Raw genomic sequence first — 19,825 nt, 5'->3', positions numbered from 1 at the left:
TCGCTGCACGCTCACTCGAGCCCGGGTTCCTTGCGGCGCCGCAGCAGCAGCGCCAGGAGCACGATCAGCACGCCGATGCCCGCCATGATCGCCACCGCGTCGCCGTAGTTGGCCACGACGATGCCGACCAGCGCCCACGCCACCGTGGCCGCATAGACGATGCTGCCCAGCCCGCCGCCCCCGAGCACGACGCCCTCCAGCGCGACCATGATGGCCAGCCCGAGCATCGCGATGGACCAGGTCCGCAGCTCGTCGAGGAACCCGGCCACCTCGAGCGAGGCGAGCAGCTCCGAGACGTTGGCGAACACGGCGATCGAGAGCCAGCCCGCGTAGAGCGACAGCGGCACCACGACCAGGATCCGCAGCTCCAGGCGCTCGCCCTCCAGGGCCGGGGCGGCCAGCGCGTACGCGGCCCCCATCAGCCCGAGCATCATCACGATGAGCGGCAGGGTCGGCCACGCGGGGCCGAAGCGCGCGACCACCATCCACAGGATGCCCGCGGCGTAGGTGGCGGCGGTGAGCCAGCCGATCTGGCGCAGCACCGGGTGCCGCTGGTACCGCGGCAGCACGGCGAGCACGGCCTGCGCCAGCGCGCCCACGAAGATGAGCCACCAGATCGAGAACGCGTAGGCGGCGGGCACGATCGGCGTGGGCTCGGCGGGCGAGCCGGGCACGTCCACCTCGAATCCGCGCGGGAACAGCAGGAAGGGCGCGACGAGCTGACCGCCGGCGAGGACGAGGTTGATGCTCGAGCGTAGACGATCCATGGCGACTCCGGGCCCTTGGAGCCCGAGGATCGGCCTACGGTACGCTCGCCGTTTCGCCGTCCCGACCGACGAATCCACGCGACGATCGGGCATCGGGGCGGCCGCCTCGCCGCCACGGTCCAGACTTCGATCAGAACATCTCGCGGACCCAGCTGGTGAACCGCTTGGTGATCCCAGGGCCCTCGTCGCTGCGCCGCTGGCCGCCCCGTGGTGCCGCGACCTCGACCGGAAGCGGCTCGTGGGCAGCTCCGTAGAGCACCAGGCCCACGCCGGTCGAGAACTTGGGATCCTGGATCATCCCGGCAAAGCCCCCTTCGGTCAGCCGCACCTTGCTCCGCCCCGTGCGGGCGGTGGCGACCCCGGTGGGCACGCCCTTGCGAACCGGCATCTGGAAGATGTCCTCGGCGATCTCCAGCATGCCCTCCATCTGGGCCGCCCCCCCGGTGAGCACCAGGCCGCTGGCCGCCAGCTCGGCGCAGCCGCTGGCGAGCAGCTCCTGCTGCGCGAGCAGGAAGATCTCTTCCACGCGAGGCTCGATCACCTCGGCCAGGAAGCGGCGCTTGAACTCGCGAGGCGGCCGAGGACCCACCCCGGGCACCGCGATCACATCGTCGCCCTCGACCATGCTGATGAGCGCGCAGCCGTGCTTGCGCTTGATCGCCTCGGCCTCGATCACCGACGTCCGCAGCCCGTGGGCCACGTCCTGGGTGATGCGGTGTCCGCCCATCACGATCACCGAGGTGAACACGTTGCTCCCCTCGCTGTAGACCGCGATGTCGGTGGTGCCGCCGCCGATGTCGATGAGGCACACCCCGAGATCCTTCTCGTCGTCGTGCAGCACCGCCGTCGAGGACGCGATCGGCTCGAGCACCACCTCGACCACCTCGAGCCCCGCGCGGTTGCAGCACTTGACGATGTTCTGCACCGAGGTCACCGCGGCCGTGATCACGTGGGCCCGCACCTCCATGCGCACCCCGTTCATCCCGATCGGATCGCGGATCTGCCCCTGGCCGTCGATCATGTACTCGAGCGGCACGGTGTGGATGATCTGCCGGTCGAGCGGGATGTTGACCGCCTTGGCCTGCTCGATCACCCGCGCCACGTCGGCCTCCTCGACCTCGCGCGAGCGCATGCTGACCTGCCCGAGGCTGTTGAACCCGCGGATGTGGCCGCCGGCGATGCCCACGAACACCGACTGCACGTCGGCCGCGGCCATCTGCTCGGCCTCCTGCACCGCCTGCGCGATGCTGTTGGTGGTGGCCTCGATGTTGACCACCACCCCCTGGCGCAGGCCCTCCGACGGGCTCGTGCCCACCCCGAGGATCTCGATGCCCGCGTCGGTCGCCTCGCCGATGATGGCGGCGACCTTGGTGGTGCCGATGTCCAGGCCGCAGATGATCTCTCCCACCTCTGCCATGGTCGTCTCCTGCTTCGTGCTCCGGCGTCCGCCGGTCCTCACTCGTAGCGGGGCAGCCGTCCCCCGGCCCCCGTGCCCTTGGTGTTGGTCTTGCCCTTGCCCTTGCTCTTGCCCTTGCCCTTGGCCTGGGCGGCCTCCTCGGCCTCGCGTGCGGCCTCTGCCGCCTTCTCGGCGGCGCGAGCCTCGGCCTCGGCCAAGAGCGACGGCGCCTGCTTGGCGGGGAAGAAGCTGGCCACGATCCGATCCGGACGCCCGGGGGCGCGCTCGGCATCGAGGTGCACCAGCGCGAGCTTCTCGGCCTCCTCGCCCAGGGCGGCTCGCAGCGCGTCGTAGCGCGCGAGCGCGGGCTCCACCTCGCCGCGGCCCATCCGCAGCTGCGTGCCCATCTCGGCCGTGTAGAGGGTGACCTCGCCGAAGTCACCCACGTGCACCTCGGAGAGCCGCGGGCGCAGCTTGGCTCGATAGGCAAGGAGCACATGGAGGCCCCGGAGCACCCGCGGCTGCAAGTCCTCGGATCGCTCGAGCAGCTGCGGATCGTCGAACCCGGTGAGCACCGGAAGCCGGCCGCGCTCGCCCGTCTGCAGTTCCTTGAAGGCCGTGCCCTCGGCATCGACGAGCAGCAGGCGCCCCGCGAGCAGCAGCACCGCCTGCGGCTCGTGCTCCTCCACCGTGACCTCGAGGCTGTCGGGGAGCACCCGCACCACCGAGGCCTTGGCCACCCATGGATCCTCGGCCACGCGCGCTGCGAGCTCGGTCAGCTCGAGCGACAGGATGTTGGTGCCGGGCGGAAGCGCCAGCAGCTCTCGCAGCCGCGCATCGTCGACATGGGGCGTGGGCTCGTAGATGAGCCCTCGTACCTCGAAGCGCGGCGAGGTGGTCGCGTAGGCATAGCCCTCGCGAACCCCCACCAAAAGGCCCCAGGCCACCGATCCAGCGATGCCCAGGCGCAGGCCCAGATGCAGCGCACGACGGCCCCAGCCCGGTGGAGCGGACGGCGAGTCGGCCCCCCGGGCCTTGCGCAGCCCCGGCAGCACCCCACGCGCGGTCGATCGCTGCGAGGTCTCGGCTCGAGGGCGGCGGCGGGCACCGGTGCTCTGTCGACGTCGGTTGCCCGTGGGACGGGCGTGGTCGCGACGTCGCGCCAAGCGGCGGGCTAGACTCGGGATCTGCACGGAATTCGCGTCCTAGGGGCTGCTGCGAGCCCGATTTCGGGCTTACCCCCGTACGCCGATCAACGCAAGAAAACACCAGAGCGCGACCCGACGCTCGAGCCCGGGAGATCCACCATCCCGCTCTTGGCTGGAATTCCGTCGAATTCGCTGGAATTCGACTTGCCAGCCGATCGGACTCGCCTATGATGCCCACCGCGACGTGCGGGCGTCGTATCCGACCGTTACCGAAACCCGGCCACGTGCCGTCCCGCGAGGAGAACCCCATGGCAAAGTCCACCAAGAAGAAAGCTGCTGCTGCCCCCAAGAAGGCGCGAGAAATCGTCGTCGTGGGCTCGAAGGTCAAGGACGTGGTCCGCGAGGCCGGTCTGCGTAGCGACGGAGAGCTGGTCCAGGCCATCTCCGACAAGGTCCACGACATGCTCGCGGCCGCCATCGTCCGCGCCCAGGGCAACAAGCGCGGCACCGTGCGTCCCTACGACCTCTAGGCGAGCATCATCGCCCATGAACGGAAGGCGACATCCCTCGCGGGAGTCGCCTTCCGTGCATTCGAAGCTCGAGCCGTGCGTCGATCCAAGTCTAGCGGAGGTAGCCGTTGTCCTCGCCGCGACGACGGAGGAACGCGGGGATCTCCGAGGGGTCGGCCGAGTTGGTGTCGACGCGGCCCCACGCATGCGAGCTCGAAGACGACGACGCGTTCGGACGACGCCCGGAGGTCGTGGCCTCACCGGCCACCGGAACCTGCGGGCGCGCCGACTTGACCGGAGCGGGCGCGGGCACGGGCGTGACCAGCTGCTGGCTCGAGAACAGCCCCGCCTGACGCGCCGGGCTGGGCGCACGGATCACCTCGCTGCGCCCGCCGGGGCCCATCATGCCCGTCGCGAACAGCTGCTGCGACTGACGGCGCCGACCCGTGTGGGACTTGATGGCCTCCTCGAGCGCCTCCTCGGCCACCTGGTGGTGGTCGAAGCCGGTGGCGATCACGGTGATGCGCAGCGCCTCGCCCATGTTGTGGTCGATGACGGCGCCGAAGATGATGTTGCAGTCCTCGTGCGCGGCCTCTTGAATGAGCGACGCCGCCTCCTCGACCTCGTGGAGCTTGAGATCGGGACCCGAGGTGATGTTGATGAGGATGCCCTTGGCTCCCTCGATCGTGACGTCCTCGAGCAGCGGGCTGTTGATGGCCTGCTGCGCGGCCGCCACCGCTCGCCCCTCGTCGCTGGCGATGCCCATGCCCATCAGGGCGCGGCCCTGATCGGACATGATGGTGCGGACGTCCGCGAAGTCCACGTTGATGATGCCCGGGATCGTGATGAGGTCGGACACGCCCTGGGTGGCGTGCTGCAGCACCTCGTCGGCGAGCTTGAACGACTCGAGCAGGCTGGTGCTGTTGCTCGTGACGTCGAGCAAGCGGTCGTTGGGGATCGTGATCAGGGTGTCGACCGCCTTCTCGAGCGCCTCGATCCCGAAGTCGGCCATCCGCGAGCGGCGGCGTCCCTCGAAGCGGAACGGCTTGGTCACCACGCCCACGCACAGCGCCCCGCACTCGCGCGCCACCTGGGCCACGATCGGCGCCGCCCCGGTCCCGGTGCCGCCGCCCATGCCCGCGGTCACGAACACCATGTCGGCGCCCCGCAGCACGTTGGAGATCTCCGCCACGCTCTCGAGCGCCGCCTCGCGACCGCGCTCGGGGTTGGCCCCCGCGCCCAGGCCCCGGGTGATCCCCGAGCCGAGCTGGATGCGCGTGGGTGCGGCGTTCTTGTCGAGCGCCTGCACATCGGTGTTGGCGGCGACGAACTCCACCCCCTCGACGTGGTGCTCGATCATGGTGTTGACGGCATTGCCGCCGGCCCCACCCACGCCGATCACGATGATTTTGGCCTGATCCGGGAAGCAGTCCTCGAGCTCGAAGTGCGCCATGGTCTTGCTCTTGCCCTCGTCCTGGGCGAACGCCGAGGGGCGTCGCGCGAGGGATCGTGGACCCGGCCTATCGGACCCGATCCGTCCAAGCAAGAAAGCGGCGATTTGGGTCGAGAGCCGGGGCTGGCAAGGCACCCGCGACCCCCGAACTCGGCGGTGCGATCGGATCGCACATGAACACTCGGCCAGTCATACGGCCAGTCACGCGGCCCGGGCATTCGACCAGACCATCGACCCGAGCCCTCACGTGATCGCGTCGCGCATGGCCTGCACCACCTCGGGGGACAGCGACATCGCCAGCCACTGCTCCAGCGCCCGCACGCCCTGCCACAGGAGCATGGGGCGACCATCCTGGGTGGGCAAGCCGCGGTCTGCCGCGTCGGCCAGGAGGCCCACGGCGGGGGCGGGATAGACCAGGTCGACCACCCGGGCCTCGGCCGGGAGCCGCTGCACCTCCACCGCGACCGGGAACGCCGTGGGACCGCCGTGCATCCCCACCGTGGTGGCCTGCACCAGCAGGTCCGCCCACGGCAGCCAAGCCGCCAGCTCGGGATAGCCCACCGACGTCCAGGGCCCCGTGGGCAGCGTCGCAGGTCGCCGGCTCACCCAGCGCACCTGTGCCCCCGCCTCGTGGACCAGGGCATCCACCACTGCCCGCGCCGCGCCGCCCGAGCCCAGCACCACCGCACGCCGAGGCACCGCGTCGCCCAGCTCGCGCAGGCCCGCCAAGAACCCCACGCCGTCGGTGTTGTCGCCCCGCAGCCGCCCGTCCTCGATGCACACCGCATTGACCGCCCCGATCCGCGCCGCCGCGGGCGTCAGCTCGTCCATCGACGGCACCGCCGCCCGCTTGTGCGGAACCGTGAGGTTGAGCCCGCCCAGGCCAAGCGCCCGCGCCCCGGCCAGGGCTGCCGGCAGGGCCGCCGGGGTCACATGGAACGCGAAGTATCGATGCGGCAGCCCCAGCGCTTCGAACGCCGCCCCGTGCATCGCAGGCGAGCGCGAGTGACCGACCGGATCGCCCAGCACCCCAAATGCCCTCGCCACGAGCGACGAGCGCGAAGGGCTGGTGGGAACGGCCGGCGCCCGGATGCTCATGGGTGGCTTCCCGCCTCGGTCAGCCGGCGGCGATGATCCATGCGGATGTTGAGCATCTGCACGAACAGCGAGAACCCCATGGCCGAGTAGATGTAGCCCTTGGACACGTGCTGGCCGGTGGCCTCGATGACCAGCATCACGCCGATGAGCACCAGGAACGCCAGGGCGAGCACGCGAACCGAGGGGTGGTTCTCGATGAAGTCTCCGATGGGCCCCGCGAACACCATCATCACGATCACCGCGATCACCACCGCCACGATCATCACCTCGACGTGCTCCGCCATGCCCACCGCGGTGATCACCGAGTCGAGCGAGAACACGACGTCGAGGAGCATCACCTGGAACACGATGCCCGAGAAGCTGACCTCGGGGCGGCCGGCCGCCTCCGCCGCGTTCACCCCCAACGAGGCGCCATGCTCACCGGCCTGCTCCACGTTCTCGTAGATCTCTCGCGTGGCCTTGTACAGCAGGAACAGCCCGCCGAGCGCCAGGATGAGGTCCTTGCCCGACCACGGCACCACCAGGGTGAACAGCGTGGACTCGAGGTGCATGACCCACGAGATCCCCAGCAGCAGCAGCAAGCGGGTGACGAGCGCCACCGCCAGGCCGAGCCGCCGGGCGGCCAGCTGGCGCTCGCGGGGCAGCCGGCCGCACAGGATCGTGATGAAGACGATGTTGTCGATGCCCAGCACGATCTCCATCACGGAGAGGACGAGCAGGGACACCCAGGCTTCTGGGCTGGTGAGAAGCTCGAGCATCGCGCCAGCGTAGATCCAATGGCTGTCAAGGGCGAGCGCTCCGACTCGGCAGCGGCGCTACCGATCGGAACACCCATGGTCTGGCTACGGGTCGTCCTCGCGTTCGAACACGCGGGCCCGCAAGCGCCCTCGGTGCAGCCGAAGCGCGATCTCGTCGCCCTCCTGCACGCGGCGGGCATCGCAGAGCGCCCGGCCGCTCGCATCGGTGGCCACCGCATATCCGCGCTCGAGCACCCCCAGCGGCGACAGGGCTTGCAGCGCCCCCGCCGCGCGAGCCAGGCGCACGCGGGCCGTCCGAGGGAGCGCGCCGCCGATCGTCACGAGTCGACGATCGAGCGTGGCCAGGCGCATACGGGCGCTGGGCGCGAGCTCGCGGCCGGCCGCACGCAGGCGCGCCACCAGTCCCTCCAGCCTTCGGCGATCACGGGCCACCCGGCGCTGCGGGTGGTGGGCCTGCAGACGGCGCACGAGACCACCGAGGCGCTCGCGGTGTGCCTGGTGCAGACGCAGGCCCAGCCCGTGCAGCCGCGCACGACCGGCCTCGAGGCGGGCACGCTCGTCGAGCGTGCTGCGCTCGAGCGCTCGGGCCAGGCGCCGCGACAGCGCATCGAGGCGCTGCAGCACCGCATGGAGGTCGGGCACCACCAGCTCGGCTGCATGCGATGGCGTGGCGGCGCGCAGATCGGCCACCAGATCGCAGATCGTCACGTCGACCTCGTGCCCCACCGCCGAGACCACCGGCACCGGACACGCGGCCACCGCCCTCGCCAGGCGCTCGTCGTTGAACGCCCACAGATCCTCGGCCGAGCCTCCCCCGCGCCCGATGATCACCACCCCCACCCCCGGCCACCGCTGGACCCGCTGCAGCGCCCGCACCAGCGAGCGCGGAGCATCGGGCCCCTGTACCACCGCGGGCGACAGGATCACGTGGCTGGGACAGCGGCGGCGTGCGACCTCGAGGATGTCGTGGATCGCCGCGCCGTGGGCCGAGGTGACCACTCCGATCGCGCGCGGCCACGGCGGCAGCTCGCGCTTGCGCTCCGCCGCGAGCAGGCCGTCGGCCGCCAGCCTCTGCTTGCGCTGCTCGAGCTCCAGCATCATCGCGCCGAGCCCCGCGGGCTCGGCATGCTCGGCGTAGAACTGGAACTTGCCCTGCTTGGCGAAGATCCCCAGGCGCCCCTGCACGCGCAGCACCTGGCCGTCGACCAGCCGAAAACGCAGCCGCTCCACGCTGGTGCGCCACATCGCGACCGGTAGCGCCGCGTCGTCGTCGACGAGGGTGAAGTAGGCGTGGCCGCTGGCCGCGAGCTTGAGACCGGTCAGCTCGCCTTCGATCCACAGCAGGCCAAAGCGCTGCTCGAGCGCCCGGTTGGCTCCGCGCACCACCTGACCCACCGTCCACACCGTGGGCCCCGACGGCTGCGAAGGGGCGCGAAACGAGAGCTTGCTCTGACCCACGAGGACGCTCGATCGCGATGGTGCGGCGCGAAGAGCCGGCTAGGGGCGGTCGTCTTCGTCCTCGTCGTCGGAGCCGCCGAGGCCCTGGAGCTGGGAGCGGAGCTCCTTGAGCTCCCGCTCGAGCCGAGCCACGCGCTCGGCGAAGTCCCTGACGACGGCATCGAGGTCTTCCACGGTTCGCGCGTGGAATTCGGATCGAATCTCGAGCTCGCTGAGCCTCACATGGACCTCGTTGCTGCCGTCTTCCCCCCGGGGGGGCTCCGCGCCAGGCATGTGTAGGCTAGCATAGCCGTTTTTCCCGCAATGGCCGAGAGACCAGCGCACGGAGCCCGCAGGTAATTTGGGCCGGCCGCATTTTCGCCGTTTCATGGGCATCCATGCGCCCGAGCCGATCCTCGAGGTGGCCCACCGTGGCACTGATCACATGTTGTTCCTTCGGGCCGGGCTGCGATTTCTTCCAGGAGCTGGAGTCGGATCCGCAGCCCGCGGCCACGGAAACGGGCGGCGACGAGGCCGGGGCCAGCACCGGGGACACCGACGGTGGCCCGTGCGAGGTCTTGAACGATGATCGATGCCTCGATCAGGACCGGGTGGCGAGCTGTGGACCCGCCGATGGGGTCCTGAGCGAGGTCGACTGTCCGGCCGCCTGCGGCGGCTTGCTCAATTTCTCGTGCATCGCCACGGCCACCGGCCAGCACGCCTGCTGGTGTGTGGAGCCGGGCACCTACAAGGTGCTCACCTGTCCCGAGCTGGAGTCGTGCCTGGGCGAGTGCGACCTCTCCGAGTCGCTCGCGTGCGCGGATCAATGCTTCGCCCGCACCGATGCCGACACGATCCGGATCTTCGGGGCCCTGGTGCACTGCGCCGAGGCGGCTTGCGAGGACTCGTGTCGGCAAACCCCACAGACCTGCCAGGCATGCGTGGACGCGGCCCGAGGCGAGGGCGAAGGGGGATGCAGCCTGCCGCGCGCGGTGTGTGACGGGGATCGGAATCCCGACGAACCGTGGGGGTGAAGGCCGTGCTCGATCGAGCACGCCCTCAGAGCTCCCCGGACTCGGGGGGTTCGGTCTCGTCCTTGGCCTCGCCGCGCCCGAATGCACTCGGATCCGCGAGCCACCGATCGATCCTCTCCGTCATCATCGGGTTCTCCGAGTAGCGCCGGGCTTGCTCCGCAGTGCGGCGCGCCTGCTCGTGCTGGCTTGCACTCCACTGCGCCTGGGCCAGCGTGAACGCCGTGTTGCACCGCCACGAGGGCGCCTGCGCCGTGGCTTCGATGTAGGCCAGCACCTCGCTGCACAGCACCATCGCCGCGGCGGCATTCCCTTGGGCCTGCTCCACCCGGCAAAGGCCGCCCTTGCTGTGCTGATACAGCGGATGGGCATCGCCCACCGTGGCCTCGAAGATCGCCCGTGCCTGCTCGAACGCATCCCGAGCCTCATCGAGCGCGCCGTGGGCCACCAGCGCATAGCCCAGATTGTACCAGGAGATCCCCACGTCCACGTGCCCGGCCCCGAGCGCCTCTTGCTTGACCTCCAGCGCCTCGCGCAGCAGCTCGCGCGATCGCTGCGAGTCACCCCGCTCGCTGTACAGCGCGCCCAGGCTGTTGAGCATCCAGCTCCGCACCACGTCGTCGTCGGCTCGAGCCACGGCCGCGCGCGCCGCCAGCTCCTGATCGATGGCCGTCTGCCCGCGCCCCTGGAGCACGTAGCCGAACAGCAGATCGGTCCACGCGGCGGCCTCGGTACGGGCGTCCTTGGCCTCGGCCGCAACCATGATCGCCTCGCGGAGCGTCTGCTCGGCGTCGTGGGCCGATGCGCCGTCGAGCTGGAGGCCCCCCAGCGACTTCAGCGCCTCCGCGAGCACCGGCCGGTACCCCAGCGCTCGCGCGTCCGACACCGCCTCGGTCGCGATCGCGATGCCGCGCTCGAAGTCCCCCGACTCCTTGTGCGTGTCGGCCTCGTCGATGCGCTCGCGGAGCCGGCCGATGCGCTCGCGCGTCTGCGGATCCTCCGGCAGCGGCTGCCCTGCCATCACCGCCTCGAGATCTGCACATGCCTCCAGCCCCGGTAGCTGGAATGGGATCACCGTGCGCTCGAGGAGCGCCTTGGGCGTCTTCGCCTCCAGGAGCGCATCGATGGTCGAGCGCAGCCGGTTGCGTCTGCGCTCGAGACATCCCATGCGCTGATCGAACAGACGCTCGGATTGCTGGCGATGCACGAACGTGGCTCGGCACGACTCGTCGTACATGCGCACCCAGTCCGCGGCATAGCGATCGAGCTGTGCTCGTACGCGGGGCCCTGCGCTCGCCAGCGTCCGATCGCTGCCCTCGGCGAATTTCGCCTCGAGCGCCGCGCGCTCGTCCGGTCCCCACGTGCCCTCGAGCGTCGCCCAGGACTCGGCACAGGGCTCGTCCTTCGGGCTCTCGTCGAACACCACCGCCCCCACCCCGAAGCCCGCCATCAAGGTGAACCCCACGATGGCGAGCCGTCCCCAGTGCGACGGCGGCTCCTCGAGCTGGGCCAGCAGCTCCGCCATGGAGCCGAAGCGCTCGTTGGGATCCGAGGCCAAGCCTCGCACGATGACCTGGCGAACCCGCGGTGGCACCCGCTCGCCGCTGGCGCTGCGCTCGAGCGCGCGCTCGGGGATCCTGACCCCCTGCTCGATGGTGGCGCGGCGCTCGTCGTAGGTCTCGCCGGCCAGCGGCGAGCGATCGTAGAGCGCGACGTAGAGCGACATCGCGAACGCGAACTGCTCGCTGCGGTGATCACCCCGCGTGCCGAGGACCTGCTCGGGCGCCATGAAGGCCGGCGTGCCCACCAGCGTGCCCGCTTCGGTGGCGTAGATCCGGCCCGACCTCGACATGCGCGCGTCGGCAAGGGGCACATCGGGCGCGACGGCCGAGCCCCCCGGTTCGCCGCCGCCCTCGTCGAGCGCGTAGGCCAGCCCGAAGTCCACCACTCGCACGGCGCCGTCGTCCTCGACCAGCACGTTGGACGGCTTGAAGTCGCGGTGCACGAACCCCGCGTCGTGAGCGGCCACCAGCCCCCGTCCGGCGGCCCGGAACACCTCGAGGATCTCCTGGACGCTGCGGGTCTTCTCCTCGAGCCACTCGCTGACGGTCTTGCCCGCCAGGAGCTCCATCGCGATGAACACCCCGTGGTGGGCCAGGCCCGCGTCGTACACGGCTACCACGTTGGGGTGCTTGAGCTTGGCCAGCGTCTGGGCCTCACGCAACAGACGCAGCTCGGCCTGCATGGAGGCGCGACCGCGCCGCAGGAGCTTGAGCGCCACGTTGCGATCGAGCTGAGGGTCGTAGGCCTTGTAGACCACCCCCATCCCCCCGCGGCCCAGACAGCTGAGCACCGAGTAGCGCCCCACGGACTCGCCCTGGGCCAGCTCTTCTTCTGCTTCGACCGCCTCGGTTGGTTGCCCCGCTCGCTCGAGCCGTCCGTCGCTGACCAGCGAGCACTGCTCGCTCGCTCGAGAGTCGAGGTCCTTGGTCGGCAGGTCGAGCGTGGCCACCACGTGGGCTCCGACCTCGGCCCCCTCGTGGGGACTCGGGTCGGCGCGTAGTGTATGACGACTCGGCTCGCTGCGTCAGGGAACCCCGGTGATGGTCCAGGGTCGAGCCGAGCTCGCTGCGACGCCGTCGCTACTGCGGAAGCATGTAGGTGGCGATGGTGTGGTAGGGTGCCGAGTTGGAGAACAGGCCCTTCTTGCAGTTGCTCGGTACGTTCTGCGAGGGGCCGGCGAGATTGCAGCGCGAGTTGTAGCTGCACGACAGGTAGGTGGTGAAGTCGCACGACCCGGCGCCCAGCGAGCACGTCCGCCCCTCACGCCGCGCCGCCACCAGTCCCGCCAGCGAGCCCTTGCACAGGTACTGCTGGTCCGCATCGGCGAACAGGTTGCCGTAGAAGCCCGCCTCGAGCACCGCGCCCTGCGGCACTCCGTAGCCGATGGCCTCGTGCTCGGCCTGCATCAGGATGTGCACGGTCTGTCCCGACTCGTTGGCGCGGGCGAGCAAGCACGCCGAGACCCACTCTTGGCAGTCCTCGTCGCACGCATCGTCCTCCCACTCCGGCGCCAAGCCGATGAGGCCGTTCAGCACCAGCGTCTCGCCTTCGACCACCTTGGTGATGCTGCGATCGGCCGGCAGGGCGCACTCCACCAGGTACTGCGCGGTGCTCCACGCATCGGGGTCCTCGAGCAGCCCGACGGCGGTCGACATGCCGGCCTCGGTGTTCAGCGCGTGGGCGGGATTGATCCCACTCACGTCTGGATCTTCGAGGCCGTTGCGGATCCAGGGCTCGCCGACGGGCGGCTGGATCACGCCACCATCGCCACCGCCGCCACGAAACCCGAGCTCGCCCTCGAGCCCGAAATCCGAACCATCATCCGCAGCGCTGCATGCAGAAAGTGACAGCGCCAATGAACCAATCAAGAGGCTCACGCCTCGAACTCGCGTATTCACTGTGTACCCCCGTACCCCGAAATAGGATCGTCGCCTCGAAACCCCGTCCCTCCGTCCCCCAACGGAAGGTTCGAGCAAGCCGACATGTGCACCATAAGAGCATGAGGGTCTCGGGGTCAACGGTAGATCGACCCATCGATGTCGCTTTCTCTCGCGGTCCAAGCACTGGAACCATCTGCTGTAACTCGAATTACCCTGAGACTCGATCGTGATTTCGGGTTGCCAGGAACTACGGTGGCACGATGCCCGCGGAGGCGTTGGTTCGACAGCAGTGTTCGAGTTCCCGATCGTTCTCGCGCGCCGCTCGGGTCATGGCCGATCCCGAGCCTCGAGCGCCTCGGGCTCGGTCGACTCCTCGTCCTTGCCCACCTCGGCGTCGGCCGTGACCTCGCGATCTTGCTTGCGCCCCGCGGTCCCCTCGGGATCCTCGATCCACTCGCCAATGCGCTGAGCCGTGGTGGGATCGTCGGTGAGCAGGTGGACTCGAGCCTTCTCGGCATTCTCGCGAGCGGCCTCGTGCATGCCGACATCCCACTGCGCCTCGGCCAGCGCGAAGCTCACCTGGCCCATCCACCACGACGACGTGGGATAGGCCTCGAAGTGCGCCAGTGCCCCGCTGCACAGCTCGACCGCGGCCTCGGCATGCCCGCGAATGCGCTCGACCTTGCACAGCCCCGTGGTCACGTAGAGCGTCATGGGGTGCCTCTCCCCCACGGTGACCAAGAAGATCCTGCGCGCGTGCTCGAACGCTTCCCGGGCGGCGTCGGGATCTTCGTCGACCACGGAGCTGCCGAGGTTGTACCAGGAGATCGCGACGTCGACGTGATCGCTCCCGAGGGCCTTCGCCTTCGCCTCGAGCGCCTCGCGCATGTACTGCTGCCCTTGCTTCGCATCGCCCTGCTGGGTGTACAGAACCCCCAGGCTGTTGAGCAGCCAGCCCCGCATCTCCTCGTCACCCGATCGCGCCACTGCGGCACGAGCCGCGAGCTCCGTCGCGGCGGCGCCATCGAAGCGCCGCTGGATCGCCAAGCTGAACACCAGGCCCGTCCATGCCGCCGCGGCATTGCGATCGTCGCCCGCTTCGGATGCCATCAGCACGGCCTCCTCGAGCGTCGTCTGGGCTTCGCGAGCCGACCCGCCCGCGAGCTGCAGCCGCCCCAGGGACCACAGCGCCTCGTCCAGCGCGAGCGGATATCCCAGCTCGCGCGCCTCGGCGGCCGCCGTCGCTGCGAGCTCGAGCCCCTGCTTGAACTCCCCCGCATCGTACAGCGTATCTGCCTCGTCGATCCGCTCTCGGAGCTGCTCGATCCGCCGGCGCAGCTCCTCGTCGTCGGGCAGCGATTGCTCGACGGTCAGCTGCTCCAGGTCCGCACAACCATCGAGCGACGGCAGCTTGAACGGCACGATCGTACGCTGGGTGAGCACGGCCGGAGTCTCGGCCGACACCAGCGAGTCGATGGCCTGACGCAGGCGATTCCTACGCCGCCGTAGACATCGCATGCGACGATCGAACAGCAGCTCCGACTGTTGATGGCTGATGAAGGTGGCCTTGCACGACTCCCCGTACATGTCGACCCAATCCGTCGCGTAGCGATCGAGCTGGTCGCGTACCTGGACGAACGCGCTCGACACGAGCTCGCCATGGCCGAGGAAGGTCTCCTCGACCCGCGCCCGATCGGCGGGCCCCCATGTGCCCTCGAGCGCGCTCGACGGATCGGCGCAGGGCTGCTCCTCGGGCTTTTCGAACACCATCGCGCCCACCCCGAAGCCGGCCAGGAGGGTGAACCCCGCGATGGCGATCAGGCGCCAGCGCGACGGCGGCTGCTCGAGCTGCTCGAGCAGCTCCGCCATCGATGCGAAGCGGTCCTTGGGATCGTCGGCCAGACCGCGCTGGATGACCTGGCGGATGCGCGGCGGAACCCGCTCGCCGTTGGCGCTGCGCTCGAGGTGCTGCTCGGGGACCCGCAGGCCCTGCTCCATGGTCGCTCGCCGCTCTTCGTAGGTCTCGCCGCCCAGCGGCGAGCGATCGTAGAGCGCGACGTAGAGTGACATCGCAAACGCAAACTGCTCGCTCCGGTGATCTCCACGGCCGCCGAGCAGCTGCTCGGGAGCCATGAAGGCGGGAGTTCCGACCAGGGTTCCCGCCTGGGTGGCGAACACGTCGCGCGACCCCGAGGGGTACTGGCCGAGGTCGCGCTCGAACGGATCGGAATCGCCGAGCGCGGCGAGGTCATCGTCCGATCGCGCATCCTGGACCGAGTGCGCGAGCCCGAAGTCGAGCACTCGCACCGACCCGTCGTCTTCGACGAGCACGTTGGACGGCTTGAAGTCGCGGTGCACGAAGCCCGCGTCGTGCGCCGCGATGAGGCCTCGCCCGGCGGCGCGGAACACCTCGATGATCTCACCCACGGTGCGAGGCGTGGCCTCGAGCCACTCGTTGAGGGACTTGCCCGCGAGCAGCTCCATGGCGATGAACACGCCGTGATGGGTCAGGCCCGCATCGTAGACCGCAACGACGTTCGGGTGCTTGAGCTTGGCGAGCGTCTGAGCCTCGCGCAGGAGGCGGAGGTCGGCGTGGACCGAGCCACGTCCACGCCGCAGCAGCTTGAGCGCAACGTTGCGATCGAGCTGAGGGTCGTAGGCCTTGTAGACCACGCCCATGCCCCCGCGACCGAGACAGCTGAGCACCGAGTAGCGCCCCACGAAGTCGCCCTGCGAGAGCTCGGTCTCGGGCTCTTCGGCGGCCTTGTTCGCTTCCGATCGCGGGCGACCCGACGGAACGATCGACGGAGCATCCGCATCCGCGATCTCCTTGGTGGGTAGCTCGTAGGTCGACACCGAGGGCTCCGGCCGGGGCGTCATGCGCCCCGACCTTCGCTCCAGTGTAGGCCAACCAAGGCATCCCCGTAAGTGAACCCCTCAAGGGTGGGGAGAGGTCGTCTCGTGACGCAGACCCTCCTCCGTGGCCCATGATGGGCTCCACGGTGCAGCGGCAGCAGGAACGGCCGCTACTGAACGAGGAGCCACGTGGAGATCGTGTTCTGGGCGGGCCCTTGGGCTTGACTGCCGCTCTGACAATCGGACGGGACGTCATCGTTGGGGCCGGCCATGGCGCAGCGCTCTTGCTGATCGCACTTGGAGTAGGCCGTGAAGCCGCACCAGCCGCCGGTCAAGCAGGTTCGCCCGCTGCGGATGGCCTCGACCACGGAGTGGCCCGACCCCTTGCACAGGTACTTCTCGTCGTTGTCGTCGAAGAGGTTCCCCCAAAAGCCGGCCTCGAGGAGCGCGCCCGGCGGCGGCTCGTAGCCAAGCGCAGGATGACCCTTCAGGTAGACCAACACGGTATCGCCGGAGGTGTTGGTACGCGCGAGCAAGCAGGCCGAGACCCACTCTTGGCAGTCCTGATCGCACACGCCGTCCTTCCACTCGGGCGCAAGGCCAAGGTGACCATTGAAGACGAGCGACTGGCCGCCGAGGTCCTTGGTGACGCTCTGCCCGGCTGGCAGCGCGCACTCGACCAGGTACTTGGCGGTCTTGTACTTGTTGGCGTCCGTGAGCAGATCGATGGTCGGCGCCATGCCCTCATTGGTGCTCAATGCATTGGCGGCGCTGATCCCGGTCACGTTCGGATTCTCGAGCCCATTGAAGATGTAGCCCGGCGGAACGATCTGCCCGCCGTCGCCGCCATCACCGCGGAGCTCGAGGTCATCCACCTCGTCCCAGTAGGCATCGTCCGACGTGTCACATGCCGTGAGCAAGAGTGCCAGTGAACCAATCAAGAGGCCGATGCCTCGAATTCTCGTATCCATTGTGCATACCCCCGTACCCCGAAAGAAGGGCGATGATCGTGCCACTCGACGCTTGCCCGGTAATCCCCCGATCCCGGCCAAACAGTGGCGTTACGAAACTATGATCAACATAGTTTCGATGGCCCCCCTCGGTCAACCGAAGATCGACGATACGGCCCAGTTTGTTGCGTACCAAGTTGGTCCCCTGCCCTTCGTCACGCAAATTACACCCCACACCGACGGAAAACCCCGAATCGTTAGGTCCGTGGTGTCACTATGGCCGCGATGGGTTGGCTCGCTTGCATTGCATCCACATCGCCATCGGAGTGTCCCTGACACGATCGTAGTCACGCGCACGACGAGCAAGGGCATGTCGTGCTAATTCGCGCCTCGTGCCCGACTTCGTGAGCATTTCCGACCCCGTTGCCGGCGAATCGGCGACTGGACGCGTGCGCTTCGATCTCCGTCGACCTCCGATCGAGCCCCCGATCGAGCCATCCCTCGATCGGAAGCCCGATCTCCGGACGAAGGGGAATTCCTCGCCGCCTCTCGTGCTCCTCGGTGGCATGACCCAGACCCTGGCCAGCTGGGGTGGTCAGATTCGGCCGCTCTCGAAGTCGCGCCCCGTCCTTGCCTACGAAGCGCGTGGTCAAGGGTCCACCGTGCTCTCGATCGAGAGAGCCGATCTGGCTCAGCACGTCGATGATCTCGTGTCCCTGGTGCATGCGCTCGAGCTGCCCACGCCGTTCGATCTCTGCGGCTTCTCGTTTGGCGCTCGGGTGTGCCTGAGCGTGGCCGCGAGCCGCCCGCAGCTCGTCCGCCGGCTGGTGCTGTCGGGCCTGGGCATCGATCGCGGCGTGGTCGGTCGGCTCATCGTGCAGGGCTGGATCGCGGCGCTGGGCACCGGCAACCTCGAAGCGCTCGCGCGCATCAGCCTGCCCGACATCGTGGGGCCGGCCTACCTCGAGCAGCATGCCGACCTCGTGGAACCCATGGTCACCGCCGTGATGCAGCGCAACTCGTTCGAGGGCATTCGCGCGCTGTTCCTCCAGACGCTCGAGGCGCCCGAGGGCTCACCGTGGACGACGGCCGCGCTGGCCGAGCGCGTGCGGTGCCCGACGTTGGTGATGGGAGGCGCACTCGATCGACTCGCGCCGCCCACCGAGGTCGCCGAGCTCGCGCGGCGCCTCGGTGGCCGCCACGTCACGTTTCCCAACGCGGGCCACACCATCCCCATCGAGGCCGCCACGGCGTGGCGCGAGGCCGTGCTCGCGTTCCTCGACGAGGACGAGCCGTCGGCCAGCTGAGCCCGACTCTGGCGCCGACCCCGATGCGCCGACCCCGACCGGTCTAACCCGGCGCCTCGGGCAGCCCCCCGCCGTCGGCGATCACCTGCCACAGCGGGCGCGGCAGGCCCTCGAACACCACGTCGAGCCGCGCGGCCAGCGACGGCGTCCCACCCGCCACGGGGTCGCGCAAGTAGATCGCACGCACGCGATCGGGGAAGCGCCGAGCCACGTCGGCGTAGATCTCGGGGTCGCGCTCGCCCGTGTCGCCCACCAGCACGAACCCGCGGTGCTGGAACGATTCCATGATCGCGAAGATCACGGCGCGCTTGTAGCTCTCCGAGGGGTCGAGCAGCTCGAGCGCGGTGCCGTCGGTCCAGCGAAACGGTCGCAGGGCGAGCGAGCCACGGGGGAAGCCCTCGCGGCTCGCCAGCTCGCCGAGCGCCCCGAGCAAGGGCAGCGGCGAGGCGGAGACGTAGTGGAACGCCACGCCTTGCTCGGCCCAGCGCTGGTAGGCCGCCGCCATGCCCGGCACCGCCTGCCACGGACGGAGGAAGGTGTTGGCCAACATCTCCTGATGGTCGAGCACGTTGGTGATCTTGATCGTGTCGTCGATGTCGGAGATCACCGAGACCCCCTCGTCGGGCAGCAGCTGCACCCACGCGGAGAAGCGCCGCGGGTCGCCCGATGGCATCACGACCTCGAGCTCCACCCAGGGCGGCGCCCCCTCGCCCACGGTCGCAGGATCCCCCTCGGGAATCTCGAGGCTTCCCGAGGCCCGGCCGTTGGGCTCGGTGGGGCCCACCCGCACGGCATGGGCCCCTCGTCGCAGCGCGACCCACTTGCCGCGCTCGTTGTCCACCACGAACGGCCGGAGGTTGTTGGCCACGAGCTGCTCGTCGGGAGAGCCCGGGGCCAGCTCGAGCAGCTCGGCCATGCTCTCGATCAGGGCTTTGCGACCCAGGCCGTCTTCCTCGGGCTCGTAGACCCACGCGTCCACCGGCGCCTTCCAGTGCCCGTCGCGGACCACCGCGAACGTCGGCAAGAACGCGACCGTCTCGTCGCGCGAGAGCGTGCTCGGCTCGACCTCGGCCAGGGGCACCTGCGCGGCCTTCGGTGGCGTGGTCGAGGCGGGCGGGGCGGCGACCCCGGCGGGCCCACCGGAATCACCGGGCTCGGCCCCTCGGGAACACGCGCACAGCAGCACGGCCAGAGGGACGAGCACCAACGACGAGCGTGAAGCAACGAGCGGCACGGGTGAGCATCGTGACACCCGCCACGCGGTGGTCACAAGACCGACCACGGACTCTGCGTACGGTGCCGTGCAGAACCGCGACGGGAGGTCATGGATGACGAGCCGCGGGAGGCAGATCGTCGAGCCCGGGACGACCCGCGTCGACCCACGCGCGACAGGCCAGCCCGCTGACGCGAGCCAGCTCGGCCAGCGACGCACGAGGCACCTGCGTCGGCAATTCGAGCGCCAGGATCCATGGCGGCGGCTCGGTCAGCACGGGCCGGGCGCGCACGCCGGTCATCGACTCGAGCGCCAGAGCAACCAGATCGATGGTGCCCGATCGACGGTCGTACCAGCCGTAGGAGGTGGGAACCTCCCCCGGTCGCAAGCGTCCACGCTTCACGCATCGACGGTAGCGGCCCCTCGACCGCGGCGCGTCCAGGACGACCCGACCAGTTT

At 69.6% G+C, this 19,825-nt stretch carries 17 protein-coding genes; 3 read left to right on the top strand and 14 right to left on the bottom strand.

Annotation, left to right across the window (positions count from 1 at the left end; translation table 11 throughout):
* Positions 1–11: 11 nt before the first annotated feature.
* The 3 genes from OEB96_RS15985 to OEB96_RS15975 form a co-directional block, all read right to left on the bottom strand.
* Positions 12–767 carry a hypothetical protein gene (locus OEB96_RS15985; RefSeq protein ID WP_266216744.1) on the bottom strand — a complete coding sequence of 252 codons (756 nt, stop codon included), beginning with the start codon at positions 765–767 and terminating at the stop codon, positions 12–14.
* Between the two features lie 130 nt (positions 768–897).
* Positions 898–2,184 (bottom strand): cell division protein FtsA, encoded by a 1,287-nt coding sequence (gene ftsA / locus OEB96_RS15980; protein ID WP_266216742.1) that lies wholly within the window; start codon positions 2,182–2,184, stop codon positions 898–900.
* A 38-nt stretch (positions 2,185–2,222) separates the two neighbouring features.
* Positions 2,223–3,356, bottom strand: coding sequence for a cell division protein FtsQ/DivIB (locus tag OEB96_RS15975; RefSeq protein ID WP_266216741.1), 1,134 nt, complete (start codon positions 3,354–3,356; stop codon positions 2,223–2,225).
* Between the two features lie 263 nt (positions 3,357–3,619).
* Between OEB96_RS15975 and OEB96_RS15970 the strand changes: the two genes are divergently transcribed.
* Positions 3,620–3,841 (top strand): hypothetical protein, encoded by a 222-nt coding sequence (locus OEB96_RS15970; protein WP_266216739.1) that lies wholly within the window; start codon positions 3,620–3,622, stop codon positions 3,839–3,841.
* A 91-nt stretch (positions 3,842–3,932) separates the two neighbouring features.
* Here the strand turns inward: OEB96_RS15970 and ftsZ are convergent, their stop codons facing one another.
* From ftsZ to OEB96_RS15945, 5 genes are all read right to left on the bottom strand, one after another.
* On the bottom strand, positions 3,933–5,273 hold the full coding sequence (ftsZ, locus tag OEB96_RS15965) for a cell division protein FtsZ (RefSeq protein WP_266216737.1): 1,341 nt from the start codon (positions 5,271–5,273) through the stop codon (positions 3,933–3,935).
* A 243-nt stretch (positions 5,274–5,516) separates the two neighbouring features.
* The gene (locus OEB96_RS15960; protein WP_266216736.1) at positions 5,517–6,371 is read right to left on the bottom strand and encodes a shikimate dehydrogenase family protein; all 855 of its coding nucleotides are present in this window, start codon (positions 6,369–6,371) and stop codon (positions 5,517–5,519) included.
* Positions 6,368–7,129: a TerC family protein gene (locus OEB96_RS15955; protein ID WP_266216734.1), complete on the bottom strand. Its 762-nt coding sequence runs from the start codon at positions 7,127–7,129 to the stop codon at positions 6,368–6,370. The genes OEB96_RS15960 and OEB96_RS15955 overlap by 4 nt, the downstream gene beginning before the upstream one ends.
* Before the next feature lie 84 nt (positions 7,130–7,213).
* Positions 7,214–8,587: an exodeoxyribonuclease VII large subunit gene (gene xseA / locus OEB96_RS15950; protein WP_266216732.1), complete on the bottom strand. Its 1,374-nt coding sequence runs from the start codon at positions 8,585–8,587 to the stop codon at positions 7,214–7,216.
* Positions 8,588–8,626: 39 nt separating this feature from the next.
* Positions 8,627–8,860 (bottom strand): SlyX family protein, encoded by a 234-nt coding sequence (locus OEB96_RS15945; protein WP_266216731.1) that lies wholly within the window; start codon positions 8,858–8,860, stop codon positions 8,627–8,629.
* Between the two features lie 137 nt (positions 8,861–8,997).
* On the opposite strand from OEB96_RS15945, the gene OEB96_RS15940 reads away from it, so the two are divergent.
* Complete coding sequence (locus OEB96_RS15940) at positions 8,998–9,600, top strand: hypothetical protein (RefSeq protein ID WP_266216729.1); 603 nt, start codon at positions 8,998–9,000, stop codon at positions 9,598–9,600.
* A gap of 25 nt (positions 9,601–9,625) precedes the next feature.
* Here OEB96_RS15940 and OEB96_RS15935 read toward each other — a convergent pair whose 3' ends face one another.
* The 4 genes from OEB96_RS15935 to OEB96_RS15920 form a co-directional block, all read right to left on the bottom strand.
* Positions 9,626–12,109 carry a serine/threonine-protein kinase gene (locus OEB96_RS15935; RefSeq protein WP_266216728.1) on the bottom strand — a complete coding sequence of 828 codons (2,484 nt, stop codon included), beginning with the start codon at positions 12,107–12,109 and terminating at the stop codon, positions 9,626–9,628.
* A gap of 130 nt (positions 12,110–12,239) precedes the next feature.
* A complete protein-coding gene (locus OEB96_RS15930) occupies positions 12,240–13,037 on the bottom strand; it encodes a hypothetical protein (RefSeq protein ID WP_266216726.1) in 798 nt (265 codons plus the stop codon).
* Positions 13,038–13,367: 330 nt separating this feature from the next.
* Positions 13,368–15,920 (bottom strand): serine/threonine-protein kinase, encoded by a 2,553-nt coding sequence (locus tag OEB96_RS15925; protein ID WP_266216725.1) that lies wholly within the window; start codon positions 15,918–15,920, stop codon positions 13,368–13,370.
* Positions 15,921–16,066: 146 nt separating this feature from the next.
* On the bottom strand, positions 16,067–16,837 hold the full coding sequence (locus OEB96_RS15920) for a hypothetical protein (RefSeq protein ID WP_266216723.1): 771 nt from the start codon (positions 16,835–16,837) through the stop codon (positions 16,067–16,069).
* Positions 16,838–17,238: 401 nt separating this feature from the next.
* Between OEB96_RS15920 and OEB96_RS15915 the strand changes: the two genes are divergently transcribed.
* A complete protein-coding gene (locus OEB96_RS15915; RefSeq protein ID WP_323137402.1) occupies positions 17,239–18,153 on the top strand; it encodes an alpha/beta fold hydrolase in 915 nt (304 codons plus the stop codon).
* A gap of 43 nt (positions 18,154–18,196) precedes the next feature.
* On the opposite strand, the gene OEB96_RS15910 is transcribed toward OEB96_RS15915, so the two are convergent.
* Positions 18,197–19,357, bottom strand: coding sequence for a phosphatidate phosphatase App1 family protein (locus OEB96_RS15910; RefSeq protein WP_266216720.1), 1,161 nt, complete (start codon positions 19,355–19,357; stop codon positions 18,197–18,199).
* A gap of 118 nt (positions 19,358–19,475) precedes the next feature.
* Positions 19,476–19,769, bottom strand: a complete 294-nt coding sequence (locus tag OEB96_RS15905; RefSeq protein WP_266216719.1) for a hypothetical protein — start codon at positions 19,767–19,769, stop codon at positions 19,476–19,478.
* Between the last annotated feature and the right edge of the window lie 56 nt (positions 19,770–19,825).

It is taken from the genome of Paraliomyxa miuraensis (assembly GCF_026337845.1).
Lineage (GTDB): Bacteria > Myxococcota_A > Polyangia > Nannocystales > Nannocystaceae > Paraliomyxa > Paraliomyxa miuraensis.
Note: the sequence above shows the minus strand (reverse complement) of the source record. Positions and strands in the feature narration are given on the sequence as shown.

Bases quoted from the DNA above. Each gene is read 5' to 3' on its own strand.
- OEB96_RS15960 (WP_266216736.1), bottom strand. From the start codon at position 6,371: ATGAGCATCCGGGCGCCGGCCGTTCCCACCAGCCCTTCGCGCTCGTCG.
- OEB96_RS15970 (WP_266216739.1), top strand. From the start codon at position 3,620: ATGGCAAAGTCCACCAAGAAGAAAGCTGCTGCTGCCCCCAAGAAGGCG.
- OEB96_RS15955 (WP_266216734.1), bottom strand. From the start codon at position 7,129: ATGCTCGAGCTTCTCACCAGCCCAGAAGCCTGGGTGTCCCTGCTCGTC.
- OEB96_RS15925 (WP_266216725.1), bottom strand. From the start codon at position 15,920: ATGACGCCCCGGCCGGAGCCCTCGGTGTCGACCTACGAGCTACCCACC.
- ftsA (WP_266216742.1), bottom strand. From the start codon at position 2,184: ATGGCAGAGGTGGGAGAGATCATCTGCGGCCTGGACATCGGCACCACC.
- ftsZ (WP_266216737.1), bottom strand. From the start codon at position 5,273: ATGGCGCACTTCGAGCTCGAGGACTGCTTCCCGGATCAGGCCAAAATC.
- OEB96_RS15945 (WP_266216731.1), bottom strand. From the start codon at position 8,860: ATGCCTGGCGCGGAGCCCCCCCGGGGGGAAGACGGCAGCAACGAGGTC.
- OEB96_RS15985 (WP_266216744.1), bottom strand. From the start codon at position 767: ATGGATCGTCTACGCTCGAGCATCAACCTCGTCCTCGCCGGCGGTCAG.